The sequence below is a fragment of the Candidatus Dependentiae bacterium genome (assembly GCA_003511165.1).
Lineage (GTDB): Bacteria > Babelota > Babeliae > Babelales > UBA12411 > UBA12411.
This window is the reverse complement of record DOJW01000007.1, coordinates 1-18,666: the sequence shown is the minus strand read 5'-3', so window position 1 is coordinate 18,666 and position 18,666 is coordinate 1. Positions and strand designations below refer to the sequence as shown.

Annotated in this window: 14 protein-coding genes, 1 tRNA gene and 1 other RNA gene; 8 read left to right on the top strand and 8 right to left on the bottom strand. The window is 32.9% G+C overall.

Annotated features, from left to right (window positions below; genetic code table 11):
* The first annotated feature begins 223 nt into the window (after window positions 1–223).
* Window positions 224–2,041: a translational GTPase TypA gene (typA, locus tag DEA20_02855; protein ID HBS48108.1), complete on the top strand. Its 1,818-nt coding sequence runs from the start codon at window positions 224–226 to the stop codon at window positions 2,039–2,041.
* 58 nt (window positions 2,042–2,099) lie between these two features.
* On the opposite strand, the gene DEA20_02850 is transcribed toward typA, so the two are convergent.
* Both DEA20_02850 and DEA20_02845 read right to left on the bottom strand, forming a co-directional pair.
* Window positions 2,100–3,002 carry a hypothetical protein gene (locus tag DEA20_02850; protein ID HBS48107.1) on the bottom strand — a complete coding sequence of 301 codons (903 nt, stop codon included), beginning with the start codon at window positions 3,000–3,002 and terminating at the stop codon, window positions 2,100–2,102.
* 43 nt (window positions 3,003–3,045) lie between these two features.
* Complete coding sequence (locus tag DEA20_02845; GenBank protein HBS48106.1) at window positions 3,046–3,990, bottom strand: hypothetical protein; 945 nt, start codon at window positions 3,988–3,990, stop codon at window positions 3,046–3,048.
* 150 nt (window positions 3,991–4,140) lie between these two features.
* On the opposite strand from DEA20_02845, the gene DEA20_02840 reads away from it, so the two are divergent.
* Window positions 4,141–4,506, top strand: coding sequence for a hypothetical protein (locus DEA20_02840; protein HBS48105.1), 366 nt, complete (start codon window positions 4,141–4,143; stop codon window positions 4,504–4,506).
* 8 nt (window positions 4,507–4,514) lie between these two features.
* On the opposite strand, the gene DEA20_02835 is transcribed toward DEA20_02840, so the two are convergent.
* Window positions 4,515–5,726 (bottom strand): cytochrome C biogenesis protein, encoded by a 1,212-nt coding sequence (locus DEA20_02835; protein ID HBS48104.1) that lies wholly within the window; start codon window positions 5,724–5,726, stop codon window positions 4,515–4,517.
* Between the two features lie 401 nt (window positions 5,727–6,127).
* Between DEA20_02835 and DEA20_02830 the strand changes: the two genes are divergently transcribed.
* Window positions 6,128–6,712, top strand: a complete 585-nt coding sequence (locus tag DEA20_02830; GenBank protein HBS48103.1) for a ribosome recycling factor — start codon at window positions 6,128–6,130, stop codon at window positions 6,710–6,712.
* A gap of 309 nt (window positions 6,713–7,021) precedes the next feature.
* Here DEA20_02830 and hflX read toward each other — a convergent pair whose 3' ends face one another.
* The 5 genes from hflX to lon all read right to left on the bottom strand — a co-directional run bounded on the left by hflX (window position 7,022) and on the right by lon (window position 13,826).
* Window positions 7,022–8,131 carry a GTPase HflX gene (gene hflX / locus DEA20_02825; protein ID HBS48102.1) on the bottom strand — a complete coding sequence of 370 codons (1,110 nt, stop codon included), beginning with the start codon at window positions 8,129–8,131 and terminating at the stop codon, window positions 7,022–7,024.
* Window positions 8,132–8,157: 26 nt separating this feature from the next.
* The gene (locus DEA20_02820; GenBank protein HBS48101.1) at window positions 8,158–8,775 is read right to left on the bottom strand and encodes a hypothetical protein; all 618 of its coding nucleotides are present in this window, start codon (window positions 8,773–8,775) and stop codon (window positions 8,158–8,160) included.
* An 82-nt stretch (window positions 8,776–8,857) separates the two neighbouring features.
* Window positions 8,858–10,411, bottom strand: a complete 1,554-nt coding sequence (locus DEA20_02815; GenBank protein ID HBS48100.1) for a methylmalonyl-CoA carboxyltransferase — start codon at window positions 10,409–10,411, stop codon at window positions 8,858–8,860.
* A gap of 242 nt (window positions 10,412–10,653) precedes the next feature.
* Window positions 10,654–11,007 (bottom strand): hypothetical protein, encoded by a 354-nt coding sequence (locus DEA20_02810; GenBank protein ID HBS48099.1) that lies wholly within the window; start codon window positions 11,005–11,007, stop codon window positions 10,654–10,656.
* 401 nt (window positions 11,008–11,408) lie between these two features.
* On the bottom strand, window positions 11,409–13,826 hold the full coding sequence (gene lon / locus DEA20_02805; GenBank protein HBS48098.1) for an endopeptidase La: 2,418 nt from the start codon (window positions 13,824–13,826) through the stop codon (window positions 11,409–11,411).
* A gap of 434 nt (window positions 13,827–14,260) precedes the next feature.
* Here lon and DEA20_02800 point away from each other — a divergent pair, with 434 nt between their 5' ends.
* From DEA20_02800 to ffs, 5 genes are all read left to right on the top strand, one after another.
* The gene (locus tag DEA20_02800) at window positions 14,261–15,709 is read left to right on the top strand and encodes a hypothetical protein (protein HBS48097.1); all 1,449 of its coding nucleotides are present in this window, start codon (window positions 14,261–14,263) and stop codon (window positions 15,707–15,709) included.
* Between the two features lie 58 nt (window positions 15,710–15,767).
* Window positions 15,768–17,213: a hypothetical protein gene (locus tag DEA20_02795; protein ID HBS48096.1), complete on the top strand. Its 1,446-nt coding sequence runs from the start codon at window positions 15,768–15,770 to the stop codon at window positions 17,211–17,213.
* Window positions 17,214–17,369: 156 nt separating this feature from the next.
* Window positions 17,370–18,278 carry a 30S ribosomal protein S2 gene (gene rpsB, locus DEA20_02790; protein HBS48095.1) on the top strand — a complete coding sequence of 303 codons (909 nt, stop codon included), beginning with the start codon at window positions 17,370–17,372 and terminating at the stop codon, window positions 18,276–18,278.
* Between the two features lie 14 nt (window positions 18,279–18,292).
* A tRNA-Ser gene (locus tag DEA20_02785) sits at window positions 18,293–18,384 on the top strand.
* Between the two features lie 3 nt (window positions 18,385–18,387).
* An RNA gene (ffs, locus tag DEA20_02780) (signal recognition particle sRNA small type) lies at window positions 18,388–18,476 on the top strand.
* Window positions 18,477–18,666: the final 190 nt, after the last annotated feature.

The following is an 18,666-nucleotide window of genomic DNA, read 5'->3' as shown; positions in this document are numbered from 1 at the left end:
TTCAACATTTTTTAGATTTTAGCGAAAATTCAAATATTTTTAGATATTTTTGATTTCTATTTGAATTTTCGCAATAAGTATGATACTTTTAGCAATACTTAAATTTACTTAAAGAGATTTTTAGCTTATTTTTATTGTTTTAGGGGCTCTTTTAAACTTCAAACATTTTTTAAGCCAAAAATGGAGAAAAAGTTAGTTTTAATTTTATTTTGTAGGAATTCAAATGAACAAACAGAGAAAAGATTTACGAAACATCGCAATTATAGCTCACGTCGATCATGGCAAAACAACCTTAGTCGATGAAATGTTAAAACAATCCGGAACATTCATACCGAATGCAGAATCCGGCTCAAGAGTGATGGATAGCGGTGATATCGAAAAAGAACGTGGTATTACGATCTTAGCAAAAAATACATCCGTATACCTTCCAAACTCAAAGACTAGAATAAATATCGTCGACACTCCTGGCCACATGGATTTTGGTGGAGAAGTTGAACGAACACTTCAAATGGTTGAAGGTTTTCTACTTTTAGTCGATGCAGCTGAAGGTCCACTTCCAGGAACACGTTTCGTGCTTCAAAAAGCACTTCAACTCAATCTCAAACCAATAGTTCTTATAAATAAAATTGATAGAAAAGATGCGGACGTTCCAAGAATTGAAGCAAAAATTCACGATCTATTCTTAGAACTTGCACATGATACATCTCATTTAGATTTTCCAATACTTTATGGATCATCAAAATTAGGATTTGCATCTTCCGATCCAAATGCAACATCAGGCACACTAACCCCACTTTTTGACGCTATTTTAGAACATATTCCAGCACCTGTAGAAAAAGCAGATTCATTACAATTGCTTATCACAAATTTAGACCATTCAGACTATTTAGGTCGAATTGGAATCGGAAAAATTTTAAGTGGAACTATCACTCTCGGATCACAAATTATTTGCTGTAAAGATGGGTACGTAAGCAAACCTACAAGAGTTTTAAAACTGTATCAGTTTGAAGGAATAAACAGAAAAGAAGTTAATGAAGCAACATTCGGCGATATCGTAGCAATAGCTGGAGTTGAAGAAGAGTTAACAATTGGAACAACAATTTGTTTACCAGAAAAACCATTGCCAGTTCCTTATGTTGAAATTGATAAACCAACCCTTTCCATTTATGTTTCCGTTAACAGTTCACCATTTGCGGGTCGAGAAGGAAATTTATTAACATCTCGCCAAATTCGTGAAAGATTACAAAAAGAACTCAAAACAAACGTTGCATTGCAAGTCGAAGATACAAGTACACCTGAAACATTCAAAGTTTCTGGCCGAGGCCAGTTGCATCTTGGAATTTTGATCGAAACAATGCGTCGTGAAGGATTTGAAGTTGAAGTTTCGGCACCAGAAGTAATTATGCATACCATGGGAGGACAAAAACAAGAACCAATGGAGCATTTAACAGTTGATATTGAAGAACAACATCAAGGCGAAATAATTAAAAATTTAGGAATGCGAAAAGCTATAATGCTACAGCTTGAGAATATTGGAAATGGACGAATTCAACTAGAATTCAAAATTCCAGCTCGAGGCTTAATTGGTTTTAGAAGCCAATTCATTATGGATACACGCGGAACAGGTTTAATGGGACATAGATTCGCAGGTTATGCACCTTACATGGGCGAAATCAGCGGAAGAAATAAAGGTTCGTTAATCTCCATGGACAACGGATCAACTACAGGTTATGCACTTAATACATTGCAAGAACGTGGTGTTTTATTCGTTACAACAGGAGTAGAAGTTTACGAAGGCATGATCGTTGGTGAACATAGCAGAGACAATGACCTCGAAGTAAATCCAACCAAAAAGAAAAAATTAACAAACATGCGAGCAACAGGAACAGACGATGCAGTTTTACTTGCACCACCAAGAATTATTACACTCGAAAATGCGCTTGATTGGATCAACGACGACGAATTGATAGAGATTACTCCAAAAGCAATTCGCTTAAGAAAGAAATTCCGCAAAGCTTTCGAACGCAAAAAAAATAATTAATAACTATTTACAAAAAAGAAGAGGCGACTTTAAAAAGTCGCCTCTTCTTTTTTAGTGGTCAAAAACCAAAAGGATCCATCTCATTAAAATCTTTAAAAAACAATTCTTCAATTAAATCTTTCACTTGATGTTCATCATATTCCCCTTTTAACAATTTTATCAATTTATCAACATAACCAGCAGGAAAGGAAATTCTCGAATTTTCTACACCTTCATTTACTAACTCGAAAACAGTCTTACCGTCAGACATTTTCTTATTTTTATCTGCACCACGCTGTAAAAGAATAATTACCGCCGGCAAATTCACTTGATAAGCAGCAACGAACAACGGGGTAAATCCTTTCGAGCTAACAGCTTCTATCTCAGCACCCTTATTAATAAGAAACTCTATCAATTTCTTAATGTCTCTATTAGACGAATAGCTAAGATTTCCTCGATTACAACAAGCATAATGTAAAGCTGTATCCTGTAAATCACACGATCTAATTGAAACATCTATACCACCTTTTTCAAATAAATGTTCAATCGCTCGTGCGTTGTTGTTCCCAGCAGCACAAAATAAAGCCCCATTCTGAAATTTATAACTAAAATATAAAGGAGTCTTTATATCAACTCCTAGTTTCAAAATAAGACCAAACATCCAATAAATCTCTGGAGATTCACAATAAAGTTGCATAATCAAAGCATCATTCCTATCTAAAGCTACATACAAAACACTCGCTATTTCATCACAACTGGGCGGATTAGCACCAAACACAAGCTTATTTAGAGTCTGTGATAAAGCAATGCAAATTTTTTCACGCAAAGTTACATTTTGTTCATTTTTCCATGCCATGGTAGCTTCTCTGATCTGTATAATATCTTGAGGATTTAAAGGTCTTAAAGCTTTCAAATCTTTATCCGCAAAACAACATAACAAAACAACACTAAAAAAAATTGTTTTATAATTAAATAATTGCATATTGATTTCCTTAAAATTTACTAACTTAAAATTAAGCTATTTCTTATTCTCCAAACAACTCTCTTCCTAAAGCATCAAATTCTTCTGGGGTATATTTACCACGCAACAATTTTTCAATCATTAAAACATGCTTTTCTAATATATCTTGTGAATTGCTTTCTCTAAGACGCGCTGCGAATTTAACATTCTCCTCTTGTAAAGACGTAAGACATGCGCCTTCACGCAAAAGATCTAAGGCCGTCATACATCCTCGTAAACTTCTTTTTGACACATCAACACCATTCTTCAAAAGAATATAAACCGCGGGTAAATTTAAAAAATAAGTAGCACACATAAGCGGCGTAAAACCGCGTTCATCAAATAATTCTTTATTCGCGCCATTTGCAAGAAGAGTTTCAATTGTGTTTTTAATTGAAACTAAATCTGTACAAGGTTGAACCTTCTGCAAAAAGGTGAATCCTCCAGGTAGCTGCTTACAAGATGCATCCGCACATTTTTCAATTAAAACCGGCACGCTTTTATAGTTATACGGCCTAACAGCTGCAAATAAATCGCTGTTTACCGGATCGCTATATATTCCAAGTCTGCCCAAGGAATACTTCATCCAATCTTTCCTCCCAGAATCTAAATACAATTTTCTAATTAATGCATCATCCCAATCTAAAAATTCATAAACCATTTTAACTAATTCATCTATTCGATCATTTACCTTTTTACGTTCTATCTCATCATTAAACTTTTCGGAAACTAAAGGACCGCAAGAATCTCCGAAAGGATCTTTAGAATCCCATCCATTTTTATAAATACATCCTATTGCTACAGGCAAAGAACAACTTTTTTGATCTTGCTTATATAATCGCGCGCAATTTCTTAACTTTTCTATTGATGCAATATCATGCCATCCAGCATGTACCGGAACAATCAAGAAAAAACAACACAACAAAAAAACTAAACTTTTGATATTTTTTTTACAATTAAATAACTGCATAGCTGCATCCTTTCATAATATATAAACAAACTTTCGCAAGTTTATTTATATTAAAATTTTAATCAATAAAATCACCAATAAAGCTTGAAAATAATATGAATGCTGATATTCTTTGTTCTGTTATTTTAATCAAAAAAACGAAGAATTTTAATGAAAAAAATATTTTTAATTTTAACCTTAGCACTTATAACAAGCTTAAATGCAAAAAGGGATTATTTTAAAATATACTCCCAACCAGTAGATAAAAATGGAAATAGTAGAATGCATCTAATTTTTAAAAATTTAGATTCTCTAGATTTAATAAGAGTTTGGAAACTCACATCCTCAAAAGATTTTGAAAATCTGTTACAGATAACAAATGGGCAACAACAAACACCTGTAGACCTAATGATAAAAAGTTCAAAAACAAAATTAACTTCAAAAAATCAAACGCTAGATATTTTGCAATTCACATTTGAACAAACATTAAAATACTTATTAGCAAATGAAAAGCATCCTAAAACTCGGCATATTTAAAAGTTCTTTTATATATCAATTAGATTTTGGATCATATTTTCAGTTTTCAAATAATCACCTGCACCAAAATATATTTTTTTAACAACACCCTTTTTGTCCAATAAATAAAGAGAAGGCCAATATCTATTGTTGTATATATTCCAAGTTTTATAATCGTTATCTAAGGCTACAGGATAAGTTATTTTGAAACGTTTTACAGCAGCTTCCACATTCTTAACATCTTTTTCATATTCAAATTGAGGTGTATGAACGCCTATAATTATAAAACCCTTGCCCTTATATTTTTCATACCATTGATTTAGATATGGCAAAGAATGAACACAATTAATACAGCTATAAGTCCAAAAATCAACCAAAACAACTTTACCCTTCAGAGATGCAAGCGTAAGCGGTGAAGAATTTATCCAATGATTTATTCCGACTAACTCTGGAGCTTTACTCTCCAATTTTATTTCTGTGATCAAATTCTCATTATCTTGTAAACGTTCTAATTCTTTTTTTAAAACACCATTATCTTCAACAAAAAATCTGTTTAAATATTTAGACACTGATTGCTGCATCACAATATCCAAATTAAAAAAAATCATAGCAGATCCTATCACAATCAAAATGCCAAATATTTTTCTTATAACTGCTGCATTTCTTGAAAAAAAACTTACCGAATTTAAAATCGTAGATCCACCATACATTATTAAAAACATAGGTATAGCACAGCCGATACTATAAAATAGTAAAACCAAAATAATTTTAAGATTAATAACACTTGAAGCGACAATAGCTATTACAGTAGCAAGAACGGGACCAGCACAAGGTGTCCATATTAATCCAAGAGCTATTCCTAAAACTAAACCGCTGATAAATCCACTCCTAATAAATTTGGATTTCTCCTGAACCAATTCACCTAAATGACTAAATCCAGAAAAAATAATAACAAATATCTTTTCTAGCCTTGGAAATAACATTGAAATACCCAATATACCTATTAATGCTAAAGCAATATAACGTAAAACATTAGGAGAAATGCCTGTCAAAGAAACTATGAATTTTAAAGTTAAAGAAAAAAAAGTAAAACTTAAAATTAATCCTATGACTATGCCCCAAGCTCTACGTTTTTCTACAGCAGCTCCCAATCCAAGCAGAATAGGCAAAATTGGCAAAATGCATGGTGACAAAACCGTTATAAAACCAGCAAACAAAGAAAATAAAAGTAAAATTATCATAACTTCTCCTTAGTTCGTTCGCCTTGAGCGAAGTGAGCTTTTGGCTAACGCAGTCGAACAGGTGCGAACTCTTTTAAAAGAGCAATATTTTGTTTTTTATAATTACATTTTTATTTTTTAAATAATATTAGATTCCGTCCGCACCCGTTCGACTGCGCCACAAAAGTGGCTCCGCTCAGGACGAACGGATTTTTTTATAACAGGTCTCAGAATAGGTCTAATATAAAAATCATAACATCCACATTTCAATTAATTCACGTCAATAACCTTAACTAAACTTTGATTGTAAAAACAATATAAATAAGTAATAAACAAGAAAACTTGAGATAGATCTCGTTCTTGATATACTTGCAAATGTCGCACTTTTTTAAGTTTTTAAAACAAATAATAAAGGAAAATTTATGAAACCAATTATCTTTTCTGAAGGAGATTCGAAGACTTTTGAAAACTCCGTAAACGAAGCAATGGACCTAGCGATAAAACATTTTGATAAAGAACTTACCTCTATCCGCACAGGCCGAGCATCAACCGCAATATTTGACGGACTAAAAGTAGAATGTTACGGACAATTAATGGGCATCAAAGAAATAGCCTCTTTATCCGCTCCTGATGCACGATTAATCACAATCCAACCTTGGGACAAAAGCATCATCGGAGATATCGAAAAAGCAATTTTAGCTTCCGATATAGGAATTACTCCTGTAAATGACGGACAACTTATTAGATTACAATTCCCAATGATTTCATCACAACGCCGCGAAGAATTGGTAAAAGTCTTAGGCAAAAAAACTGAAGAATGCAGAGTATCTATCAGAAATGTGCGAAAAGAAGCACATAACTTCCTTCGTGAAGCAGAAAAAGAAAAATTGATTTCTGAAGATTTTGCAGAAAGATTATCTCATCTTCTACAAAAAATTACCGATAAATTTATCGAAAAAACAGATGCACTAAACAGTAAAAAAGAATCCGAACTAAAATCTCTGTAAAAATTAACAGATCAAAATTAAAAAGGGCTGGAAATATTTCCAGCCCTTTTTAATTAGACTTCTTCTGCAACCTGATATTATTGTCCGTTCGCCCTGAGCGAAGCCATTTTATGGCGGAGTCGAATGGGTACGGACGGCCCTTATAAAATAAATTTCAAAGAAGTTCGCACCCGTTCGACTGCACTCGCTAAAAGCTCGTTTCACTCAGGGCGAACGGTTTATAAATATTAAACATGTAGTTAGGCAAAACGTTTGGTTCCGAACTATAAAAACAGTTTCAGAAGAAGTCTATTAATTAAAATGTTAAATTTATTTTTTAAACTCAAAATCTTTTAGATAAGTAACTAAATCATTTAAACCATCTTTTGGTTTTACTGAAGTCAAAATATAAGGTTTAAACTCTTCTAAATCTGGTTTTATCTCTTCAATATTTGCAATCTTATCAATTTTGTTAAAAACAAAAATGTAAGGCTTCTCAATTTTTAAACTATGCAAAGTATCTCGGACAACTTCTATTTGATCTTTCCAAATATTATTACTTATATCGACTACAATGAGCAATAAATCTGAATACTTCAACTCATCAAGAGTAGATTTAAAAGATTCTATCAAATGATGAGGAAGTTCACTTATAAAACCAACAGTATCTGAAAGTAAAATCTTTTTTTGTGGCGAAGGATAATAAATTTTTGTTGTTGTATCGAGCGTTGCAAAAAGCTTATTTTCTACCAAAACATTTGATTTTGTAAGACGATTGAGAATGCTGGATTTTCCAGAGTTTGTATAACCAATCAAAGAAACTAATGGAATATTACTTTGCAGCCTTCTTTTTCTCTGCTCATCTCTAGATTTCTCCAAAATATGCAGTCTCTTTTGCGCTTGACGAATCTTGGTTGCATAAGTTCTTCGAATAGCTTCTTTTACCGTTTCACCCGGACCGCGAGATCCAATAAATCCTGCTTGTTGCGCCATATCTATACCACGACCCGACATTCTCGTTTTCAAATATTCCAATTCTGCAATTTCTACCTGAGTTTTACCTTCAGCTGAATGAGCAGAATTTTTAAATATTTCCAAGATCAAACGAGCGCGATCTGAAATAACACATCCAAAAGCATCGGTCAAATTTCGTTCCTGCAATGCGGATAATGATTCAGAACAAATAATTTCATCAATTTTATGTTCTTCACAAAATGCTGTCACTTCTTCTATTTTTCCAGTTGTTAAAAAATAAGAAGGATCTATATTTCGTAATTTTATAAATAATTTTTCATCATAAACAGCTCCAAGAGTTTCAACAAGACTTACAAATTCTTCAAAATATGCTTCCATATCTCTGAATTTATTTTGCGGTGTATAAATTCCCAAAAGTAAAATTTTAGGACGGATATCTTCAATTGAAATCGATTTTTTAGCCATAAGCTTCTTTCTGATTTTTTTTAATTTTATTTTTTAAGCATGCTTAAGATAGCATTTCCAAATTCTCTTGCAAATTTTGGTCCTTGTGATGTGATTATTTTATCTTTTTGGGAGATAACTACACCTTTATCAACAAATTTGACCTCATTTTTTTTGAAAACATCTAAAGCTTCATCACTAGGAAAAACCGTTGCCTCTTTACCTGTTAAAATTCTTGAATTTGCAACCGCAGCGCAAGCATGACAAATCGCAGCAACAATTTTGTTTTTAGAATGAAAATATTTTATGGTTTCTAAAACCTTTAGATCTTCCCACAAAAATTCTGTAGAACCACTACCACCTGGAATAACAAGTGCATCGTAAACATCAAATTTTTCATTATTTAAATCATCCAGCAAAAGGTTTGGCTCAAAAGTACGTCCAAACATTCCTTTAGCAATTCCTGGCTTTAAACCAGCAACATCTATTTCAATTCCACCTTCTTTTAAAATTTTATAAGGCTCCAAAAATTCTAAATCTTGAAAATCTTGAGGCATTAATATAAACAAAGCTCTTTTTTTCACATTTTCTCCCCGAAAACTTAAAAAAATTATAACTACAATAGATAAGATAGAAAGAAATAAAACTTTTTTATTCAAAACCATCCTTTTTAATATTTTAAAACACTATAGTTTTGAATATTATTTAAAAGAATAAATTTAGTAAATTGAAATTAGTTAGAAAATATTACAATGGAATATTTCCATGCTTCTTCTTTGGCAAATGCTCAACTTTTTCTTCAGCAATCTCTAAAGAACTAATTAATTTTTTTCGAATTTCGTTTGGCATTATAATTGCATCTATGTAACCAAATTCAGCAGCAACGTAAGGATTCAAAAATTCTTCTGTATATTTTTCTTTAAGTTCATTTTCCATTAAAAACTTTTCTTCCGCTGTTTGCAGTGAATTTATTTTGCGCTTATGCAAAATGTTAACAGCGCCTTGAGCTCCCAAAACTGCAATTTGTGCCATTGGAAGTGAAAAATTGAAATCTGAACCTAAGTGCTTGCTACCCATCACAATGTATGCACCACCGAAAGCCTTGCGTAAAATAACAGTAATCTTTGGAACAGTTGCTTCCGCATAAGCATAAATTAACTTTGCACCATGACGAATTATTCCATTATGTTCTTGCTCTATGCCTGGTAAAAATCCGGGAACATCAACAAGAGAAACAATTGGTATATTAAAATTGTTACAGGTTTTGATAAATCTTGCAGCTTTGCATGATGCATCGATATCAAGAGTTCCTGCTTTTTCTAAACTTTGATTTGCAACAATCCCGACAACTCTTCCAGCGATTCTTACAAATCCCACAACAATATTTTGTGCAAAATCTGCTTGAACTTCTAAAAAAGTATCGCGATCCGAAATAGCTTCAATCACAGCTTTAACATCATAAGATTGGTTTTGATTTTGAGGAATTAACAAATCCCAGTTTATAACTTGCTGTAGGTCGTCATTAAAATTTTCATATGAATCATGTAAGCCCGTTACCGATAAGTAATTATCAGGCAAATATGACAATAATTTTTTAACTTTATAAAAGCACTCTTCTTCACTTTGTGTCAAAAAATGAACAAGTCCCGTTTTTTCAGCATGAACTCGCGCTCCACCAAGATCATCTTTTGTAACCTCTTGATGCAAGACATTTCGAATAACATCAGGGCCTGTAATAAATAGCTGACTAATTTTTTCAGTAGTAAAAATAAAATCTGTTAATGCAGGAGAATAAACTGCACCACCAGCACAAGGACCTAAAACTACAGAAATTTGAGGAACAACACCAGAAAATCTACTATTGCGCATAAAAATTTCACCAAAACCTGCAAGTGCATGAATTCCTTCATCGATTCTTGCTCCACCAGAATCTAAAACCCCAATAACCGGACATCCGATTTTGGCAGCTAAATCCATTATTTTACAAATCTTTTGTGCATGTCTAAAGCCAAGCGAGCCACCTTTGATCGAAAAGTCTTGAAAAAAAACAGCAACTTTACGTCCATTTACTTTACCAAAACCGCAAATAACGCCGTCGGTATAAAATTTTTCTTCTAAGAATGGAGAAGTCGCTAACTGATCGATCTCTTCAAAAGAGTTTTCATCCAAAAACAAATTAATACGTTCTCTAGCTGTTTTTTTACCCAAACTAGATTGCGCTTGCAACTTATCAACTCCACCACCACAAGTTGCTTTTTGTTTCTTCTCGGCCAAAAGATTTATTGTGCTATTTTCTAACATTTTTGACATAAACTTATGAAAATCCTCTTTTATCAACCAAAATAATCATTAAAAGAAGTATAAATTTTAACCAAAGTTTTACAAATGCCCTAATTTAAAAATAAAAATAAGCAAAAAAGATCGATTTCGTAATTTAAATTTCATAATAGAAAAAAGATAATAATTTTATGAGAATTTTTTACAAAAAAAAGCGTAACTTAATTTTCAAATTACGCCTTTTTAACAATTTATTAAAAATTTAATTAATCTGCTGGATATGGAATTATATCTGGATCACTTAGAAAAGGTAAATCAATCAATAAACTCATTAACAAAGAAGCTACTACTTCCGACCAGACAGGATCGGTCCTAAAACTTTGCAAAACCGATTGTTTCGATGAATTAAATGCATAAAGAATGGCACGCTTCAGATTTTCACATAGTGCAGCATTAGGTGAATTTAAAACACTTAAATCGTCAGCGCAAGTCTGAAAACAATGATTAGCCGCAAGCTGCTGAGCTAGCTCAGCGACGCCTTGTGGAACTGCTTGAATTGAACCTATAAATATTACCCCTGCAAAAGTTACTGCCAAAATTGTCTTTTTTAAATTGAACATATAGAACTCCTCTCCAAATTATTTAAAACTATATAACTTCGTTAAACCCTTACAAACAGATTTCCACTAATTTATATCAAATAAGTATCGATGCAATAAATAAATAATTTTTAAATGTACTTCAGTAAGCTGGATATGGAATTATAAGCAACCAAGCAACCGTCAACTTCTTGGTTTTTGCTTTTTGTTTTGGAATATTAATGCGAACCGCCTGTTGATAAACAGCGTTAAGGTCACGCGCATGCCTAAACAAATTCCGGTTAACTTTTAACAAAACCAAAAATTGTTCCCACAAAAGCCATTACTAATATTTTTTTGAACATAAAGTCCCTCCAAAAGAAGTCCCAAAAAACAAAAAAGGCCGCTTTAAAAAGCGACCTTTTTTATCTAACTTAATATACCTATTTTTTAGATTTTTTCTTTGCAGTTTTTTTCGAAGAGTTTTTAACAGCTTTTTTAGAAGCTTCCACTAAAAATGGTTTTCTAACAAATGCATTGTCTATAACCACATCCATAACATCTGCATAGATGATATTCAAATCTTTATCTAAGTTAAGTTCTTTTTCAAATTCCTTAATTTCATCTTGATTTTCTTTTGGAACTATTGCTTTTTTGCTACCAACACGCACTGCTGCAAGTAGTTTTTCTTTCAAACCGCCAACAGGCAATACTCTACCTCGAAGTGTTACTTCACCGGTCATCGCAACATCTTTTTGAAGCGGAGTTTTTGTAAGGGCTGAAATCAAAGCGGCTGTAATAGTTATTCCCGCAGAAGGACCATCTTTTGGAATGGCACCTTCAGGAACGTGAATATGAATATCAGTTGATGCATAAAAATCTGGTTTTAAACCAAAATCTTTTGCCCGCGATCTTACATAGCTCAAAGCGGCTTGCGCTGACTCTTGCATAACTTCTCCAAGCTGCCCGGTCAGTGATAGTGATCCTTTTCCATTTAAAATAGAAACTTCTATCTCTAAAACTTCTCCGCCAACTTCAGTCCATGCAAGTCCTGTTGCAAGGCCTACAGTCTCTTCAAGCTTTTTTTCTGATTTTTTATATTTTGGAGTTCCAAGCCATTTTGCAATTTTATCTAAATCAACCTTAACTTTTTTAAGTTTTTTATTTTCAAGTAAATCTTGTATAGATTTTCTAGCAAGTTTGGCAATTACTCGTTCAAGCTGCCTTACACCTGACTCTTTTGTATACTCATCTATTATTTTTCTAAAAATTTCATCGCTAATCTCGATTTGCGCTGCAGTAAGCGAGTGTTCTTTCAAAACTCTAGGAAATAAAAATTCTTTTACAATCTTCATTTTTTCGCTAGATGTATAACCAGGAAGAGAGATAATCTCCATACGATCAAGAAGCGGATAAGGAATATTATCCATTACGTTTGCGGTTGTGATAAACATAACTTTTGAAAGATCATAATCTACTTCCAAGAAATAATCTGCAAATGTGCTGTTTGTTTCTGTATCTAAAACTTCAAGTAATGCAGAAGATGGATCTCCTCGGAAATCAGAAGACATTTTATCTACTTCATCAAGCAATATAACAGGATTTATAGTTTGTGCCTTTTTCATCGATTGAATAAGTTTACCAGGCATTGCCCCGATATAAGTTTTTCTATGGCCTCGTATTTCAGCCTCGTCGCGCATTCCGCCAAGAGAAATTCTAATAAATTCTCTACCCAAAGCTTGCGCGATACTTTTTGCAAGAGTTGTTTTACCAACACCAGGAGGACCTGAAAGGCAAATAATAGGTGAGCGTTTCAAATTATTTTTAGCAAATTTTTTGATAGCTATAAATTCTAAAATTCTCTCTTTTGCCTTTTTCATTCCGGCATGAGATTGTTCTAAAATTTTTTCTGCCTCTTCCAAACTTACTGTATCTTTGCTTTCTTCATGCCAAGGGATAGACAATATCCAATCAACATAATTTCTACTTACAGTTGCTTCGGGAGAAGATGGCTGCATAAGCTCTAAACGCTTAAGCTCTGCATCTACTTTATCATAAGCTTCTTTTGGTAATTTTAATTTTTTAGCTTTTTTGCGCAGTTGCTCTAATTCTTCTTGAACATTATCTCGTCCCAATTCATGTTGTATAGCTCTAATCTGCTCATTTAGATAATAATCTTTTTGATGTTTTTCAATCTGATCTTGCACTCGCTTCTTTATTTTAAGCTCTGTTTTAATCACTTCAAGTTCATGTTTTACCAAAGAAATAACTTTTTCGCTTCTTTCTTTTACATCAACCATTTCAAGCAATTCTTGCTTATCTTCCAGCTTAAGTGGTAAATGAGCTGCAATGGTATCAACCAAAAACTCTAAATCGCTAAACTCTTCAAACATAGTAAGAAGTTCTGCAGGAATTTTACCGTGTAATTCTACGTATTCTTTGAACAAATCTCGTAAAGTTCGCCACAAAGCTTCTGTTTCTGAATTTTTTTCTGGATAAATAGACTCAACATCTTCTGCTAAAACACCTATGAATCCTTCAGATTTTTGAATTTCAGCAATTTTTGAACGGCAAACTCCTTCAATAAGAATCTTTAAAGTACCGTTTGATAGCTTTGTTGCTTGTAAAATTATAGCTCTTGTTCCAAAATAAAAAATATCTTTTTCAGTTGGAACTTTAGTATCAAAATTTTTCTGAGAAGTTACAAAGATTTCTTTGTCTTTAGAAAGTGCGTATTCAACAGCCTTAATAGAAACCTCACGCCCAACAATTACAGGCATAACATTTTTAGGCATAGCAACAACATTTTTCAAAGGAAGAACTGAAAAAAACTTTGCTTTCTTTTGAGCATTATCATTCATGCTTTTTAAAACTCCCATTTAATTTAAAATTTATTAGATTTTGGCCTAAAATATTAGCAAATTAGCATCTATTATAAGGTAAATCTTAGTTAAAAAATAGCTCAACTGCAAGTAGAGTAATAAAAATAAAAAATTTTTTCAAAAACTCCACCTTTTCGCCTAAATCAAAGGAAAACTTGCATATCTAATTGACTTTCTATCTTTCCCCCCTATACTTCATTTAAAATAAAACCCTGAAATATTAGGTTATTTTCGCAAAATTCAAAGAAAAAGATGGAATACACGAAAAAAGATAAAAATATTAAAAACCGCTTTTTTCTTCATAAGTTTTCAACTTTTTTCAAAAAAGTCTTATCACCAATTTATTTTCATACAATTTTTTCAATTTTTTGTTTGTGTCCAATGTTAACAAATCTTAAACCCAAAGGAAGTTAATGATATCAAGACTAAGATCCTGGTATAACGCTAATAAATATGAAATCTTAAAAACAGCTTTGCTAGGTGCTTGCTTCGTATTTATCGTAGCAACATTCTCAATTTTAAAACCATTTAAAAATCCTGTATTTTTTACAACAGTCGGAAAAGACTGGCAACCATTTACAAGATGGGTAGAAATACCTTTTTTAATCATCTGTATGATTATTTACTCCAAGCTGGTAGATAAATTGCGAAGATACAAAATACTTACAATATTTTTATTAGCATTTGCAGCTATAAATTTAGTATTCGCATATTTCTTTATGCATCCGGTTTATGGATTATCAAACACAGTCACAAGCCCTTACAGAATATTAGGTTGGGCATTTTATTTTTACTTAGACCAATATCAATCATTCGTTATTGGTGCGTTTTGGTCGTTCACACACTCTATCAGCTCACCCTCTTCTGCAGAAAAACAGTACGGATTTGTTGTAGCAGCATCAAAAGTAGCCGGAGTAGTAACACCATTACTAGGAGCTCAATGGCTAGGACAATCTGAAAATTTTAATAATACAGATTCAATAGGAATAATGGTCATAGCAACTTCTATATTGCTATTTTTAGGTGCATTGACAATTTTAATACTAAAAAAGAAAATCCCTGGTTATAAACTTCATGGATATGAAGCTGCTTATCAATTTGAAAAAACAAAAAGCAAATTAGAGCTTGTTTATGATGAAAAAGAAGAACTCTCTATCAAAAAAGAAATTGGCTTTTTCAAGAAAACCGCTCATAAAGTCAAACACTCTCTGCATGGAACATGGGAAGGCATATCTTTAATGATATCTGAACCTTATGTTTTTGGAATATTCATTTTAGTATTTGGATACGAAGTTACATCTTCTATATTGGATTATCGAATGAATTTGCTAATTTCCTTAGCAAAAGATAATCGCGTTGTAGATATGTCTCAATACCAACTTTATTATACAGCAGCATTCCAAGGTTTGGGTTTATTATTCGCCCTTTTCGGCACGACAACTCTCCCAAAATTACTTGGCCTTAAAAAATGCTTACTCATTCCACCTATAACTATTGTAGGACTCGCTGCAGCTCTTTTAATAATAAATCCAACGCTTTCCCTATTTTTCATCATCATGGTGATCTTAAGAGCTATAAATTATGGCTTCAATCAACCAATTCGAGAAATGCTTTATATTCCTACGGTAAAAGATATCAAATATAAATCAAAAGCATGGATCGATTCTATGGGTAGAAGTTTATCAAAATTAACCGGCTCAACCGTCAATATCGTTTCCAAAGGACCTATTGCATATCCTATTATCATTGTAGTCGCAGGTATATGTGGATTAGTTGCTAATTTTGTAGGTAATAAATATGCAAAAACTATAAAATCTAATGACGTAATTGGAAGCGATTTAGAAAAAGAAGCTTTAAAATAAAATATAAATCTATTAAGCTCTTTCTTTACAAGCTGCTTTGATAAAAATTAGGAAGCTAATGTTACATAAACTAAAGTTATGGTACCAAACCAATAGATACGAAATATTAAAAACTACTCTACTATCAATTTGTTACATTTTTATAATTGGAACATTTTCAATATTAAAACCTCTGAAAAATCCAATTTTCTTTGCAACGGTCGGAAAATATTGGCAACCGTACATACGATGGGCTGAAATTCCATTTCTAATTATTAGCATAGTAGCTTATTCCAAACTTGTAGACAGCTTACGTCGATACAAAATTTTAACAATGTTCTTATTTTCTTACGCAGCTATAAATTTTGTATTTGCATACTTTTTCATGCATCCCGTTTATGGATTATCAAATACCGTCACAAGTCCTTGTCGAATATTAGGCTGGGCATTTTATTTTTATTTAGACCAATACCAAGCATTTGTGGTCGGCGCGTTCTGGTCTTTTACCAACTCAATAAGCTCCCCTGACTCTGCAAAAAAAGGATATGGATTTTTAATTACAGGATCAAATATTGCAGGAGTTTTAACACCACTATTCGGAGCACATTGGCTAGGTCAAACTGAAAACTTTAACTCTACAGACTCTATCAGCATGTTAATAATCACAACCTCGATATTTCTTATACTTGGCGCCCTAACAATTTTACTCTTAAAAAAGAAAATCCCTGGATATAAACTTCATGGATATGAAGCTGCTTACCAATTTGAAAAAGCAAAAAGCAAAGAAGAACATAAACAAGATATAATTGAAGAACATTTGATAGACAAAGAAATCTGTTTTGCAAAAAAAATGTATCACAAAGCAAAACATTTCATGCGTGGTAGCTGGGAAGGTATTTCCTTGATGATATCCGAACCTTACGTTTTCGGAATATTTATCATGGTTTTTGGATATGAGCTTACCTCAGCAGTTCTCGACTACAGAATGAATTGTTTGATTTCACTTGCCAAAAACAATCGTGTAGTAGATATGACTCATTTTAATTTTTATTACACAGCAGCATTTCAAGGTTTGGGCCTATTGTTTGCACTTTTTGGCACAACAACACTTCCCAAATTACTCGGTGTCAAGCGATGCCTTTTAATACCGCCACTAGTCACAATAGGTTTAGCTGTAGCTGCGTTATTTATCAATTCATCACTTATACTATTTTTTGTCATCATGGTAATTTTGCGCGCTTTAAACTACGGCTTCAATATGCCTATTAGAGAAATGCTTTATATCCCTACGGTAAAAGATATCAAATACAAATCAAAAGCATGGATCGACTCCATGGGTAGAAGTTTTTCAAAACTTTCAGGCTCAACTATCAACATTGTTTCGCAGGGCCCAATTGCGTATCCTATTATCATTACACTTGCGCTTGTTTGGGGATTCGTAGCAAAAATGGTTGGCGAAAAATATAAAAATACAATTGATGCAGATGAAGTTATTGGAAGTCAGTTAGAAAAAGATGCTTCTTAATAAAAAAGCCTTATAAACAAATATCTTGTGATCTTTAACTTTTTTGGTAAAATTAAATAACTTTTAGTAAAAAACTTATCTCTTTTGTAGGGTGGTAACTTCAAAAAAGAAGAAGGCCCAAGAGATAACAGGTGTAACCCTAATTTAAGGATAAAAATGATCGATATCAAAGAACTGCTCAAAGCAGGTGTTCATTTCGGACACAAAACATGTAAATGGTCTCCAAAAATGGCTCCTTTCATCTGGGGCGCAAAAAACAAAATTCATTTAATAGATATTTCCAAAACTGCAATTTTGCTACAAAGATCTGCTGATTTTTTGAAGCAAGTTACAAGCGAAGGAAAATTAGTTCTATGGGTAGGTACTAAAAAAGCTGCTCAAAAAACAATCATATCTACTGCCGCAGAATTAAAGATGCCTTATGTAGTACACAGATGGGTAGGCGGAACATTAAGCAATTTTAGCGAAATTAAAAAAGCTATTACTCGCTTATTACATCTAAGAGATGCTCTAAATAAATCTGCTTCAAGATTTACCAAAAAAGAAGCCAGCGTAATCCAAAAAGAAATCGCACGTTTAGAAAAGAATGTTGGTGGAATTTTAAATTTAACAAGCAAACCAGGCGCAGTAGTCGTAATTGATGCTCAAAAAGAAAGAGCTGCTATTAAGGAAGCTTTAAGCCTTGGAATTCCAGTCGTTGCTATGATCGATACAAACACAGATCCTGCAGGCATAAATTTTGTAATTCCAGCAAATGATGATGCTACCAAATCAATCGACGTCATCATTAATTATCTTGGCCAAGCAGTAAAAGCAGGTCATGAAGAATACGAACTAAATAATCAAGCCAAAATTGAAGAAAGCCGAGCAAAATCTAAAAAAGCTACAACACCCGTAGAAACAGTTGCAGTTGAAGTTGCAGCAGCTCCAACAATAGATGAAAATCTTCAAAAAGAGCTAATTCAAGCAGGAATCATCGGTGATGAAGACGAATCTTCTAAAGAAAGAAAAAAGACAACAAGACCAACAGCTCCTGTAAGAAAAAGAACAACCTCTAAAGGTTAATTGAAATTTACCGTGGAGAGATGGCCGAGTGGCTGAAGGCGCACGATTGGAAATCTTGTATGCATCGAAAGGTGCATCGAGGGTTCGAATCCCTCTCTCTCCACCAGAAAATTGGGAAGGTAAGTGTGCGATTTTTTAATTCGCCAGGTCCGGAAGGAAGCAACGAGAAAAATTGGCAGCTGTATCTTCCCATTTTTATTTATTTATAATCTCTATAAATAATTTTCATTAGACCTCTTCTGAAACTATTCTTGTAATTCAAAACTAAACCATGAGAAAGTCAAATATTCGCAATCCGTTCGCCCTGAGCGAAGTGAGCTTCTAGTAAACGGAGTCGAATGGGTGCGAACTCCTTAAAAAATGATAATTAACGCGAACTCGATAATTA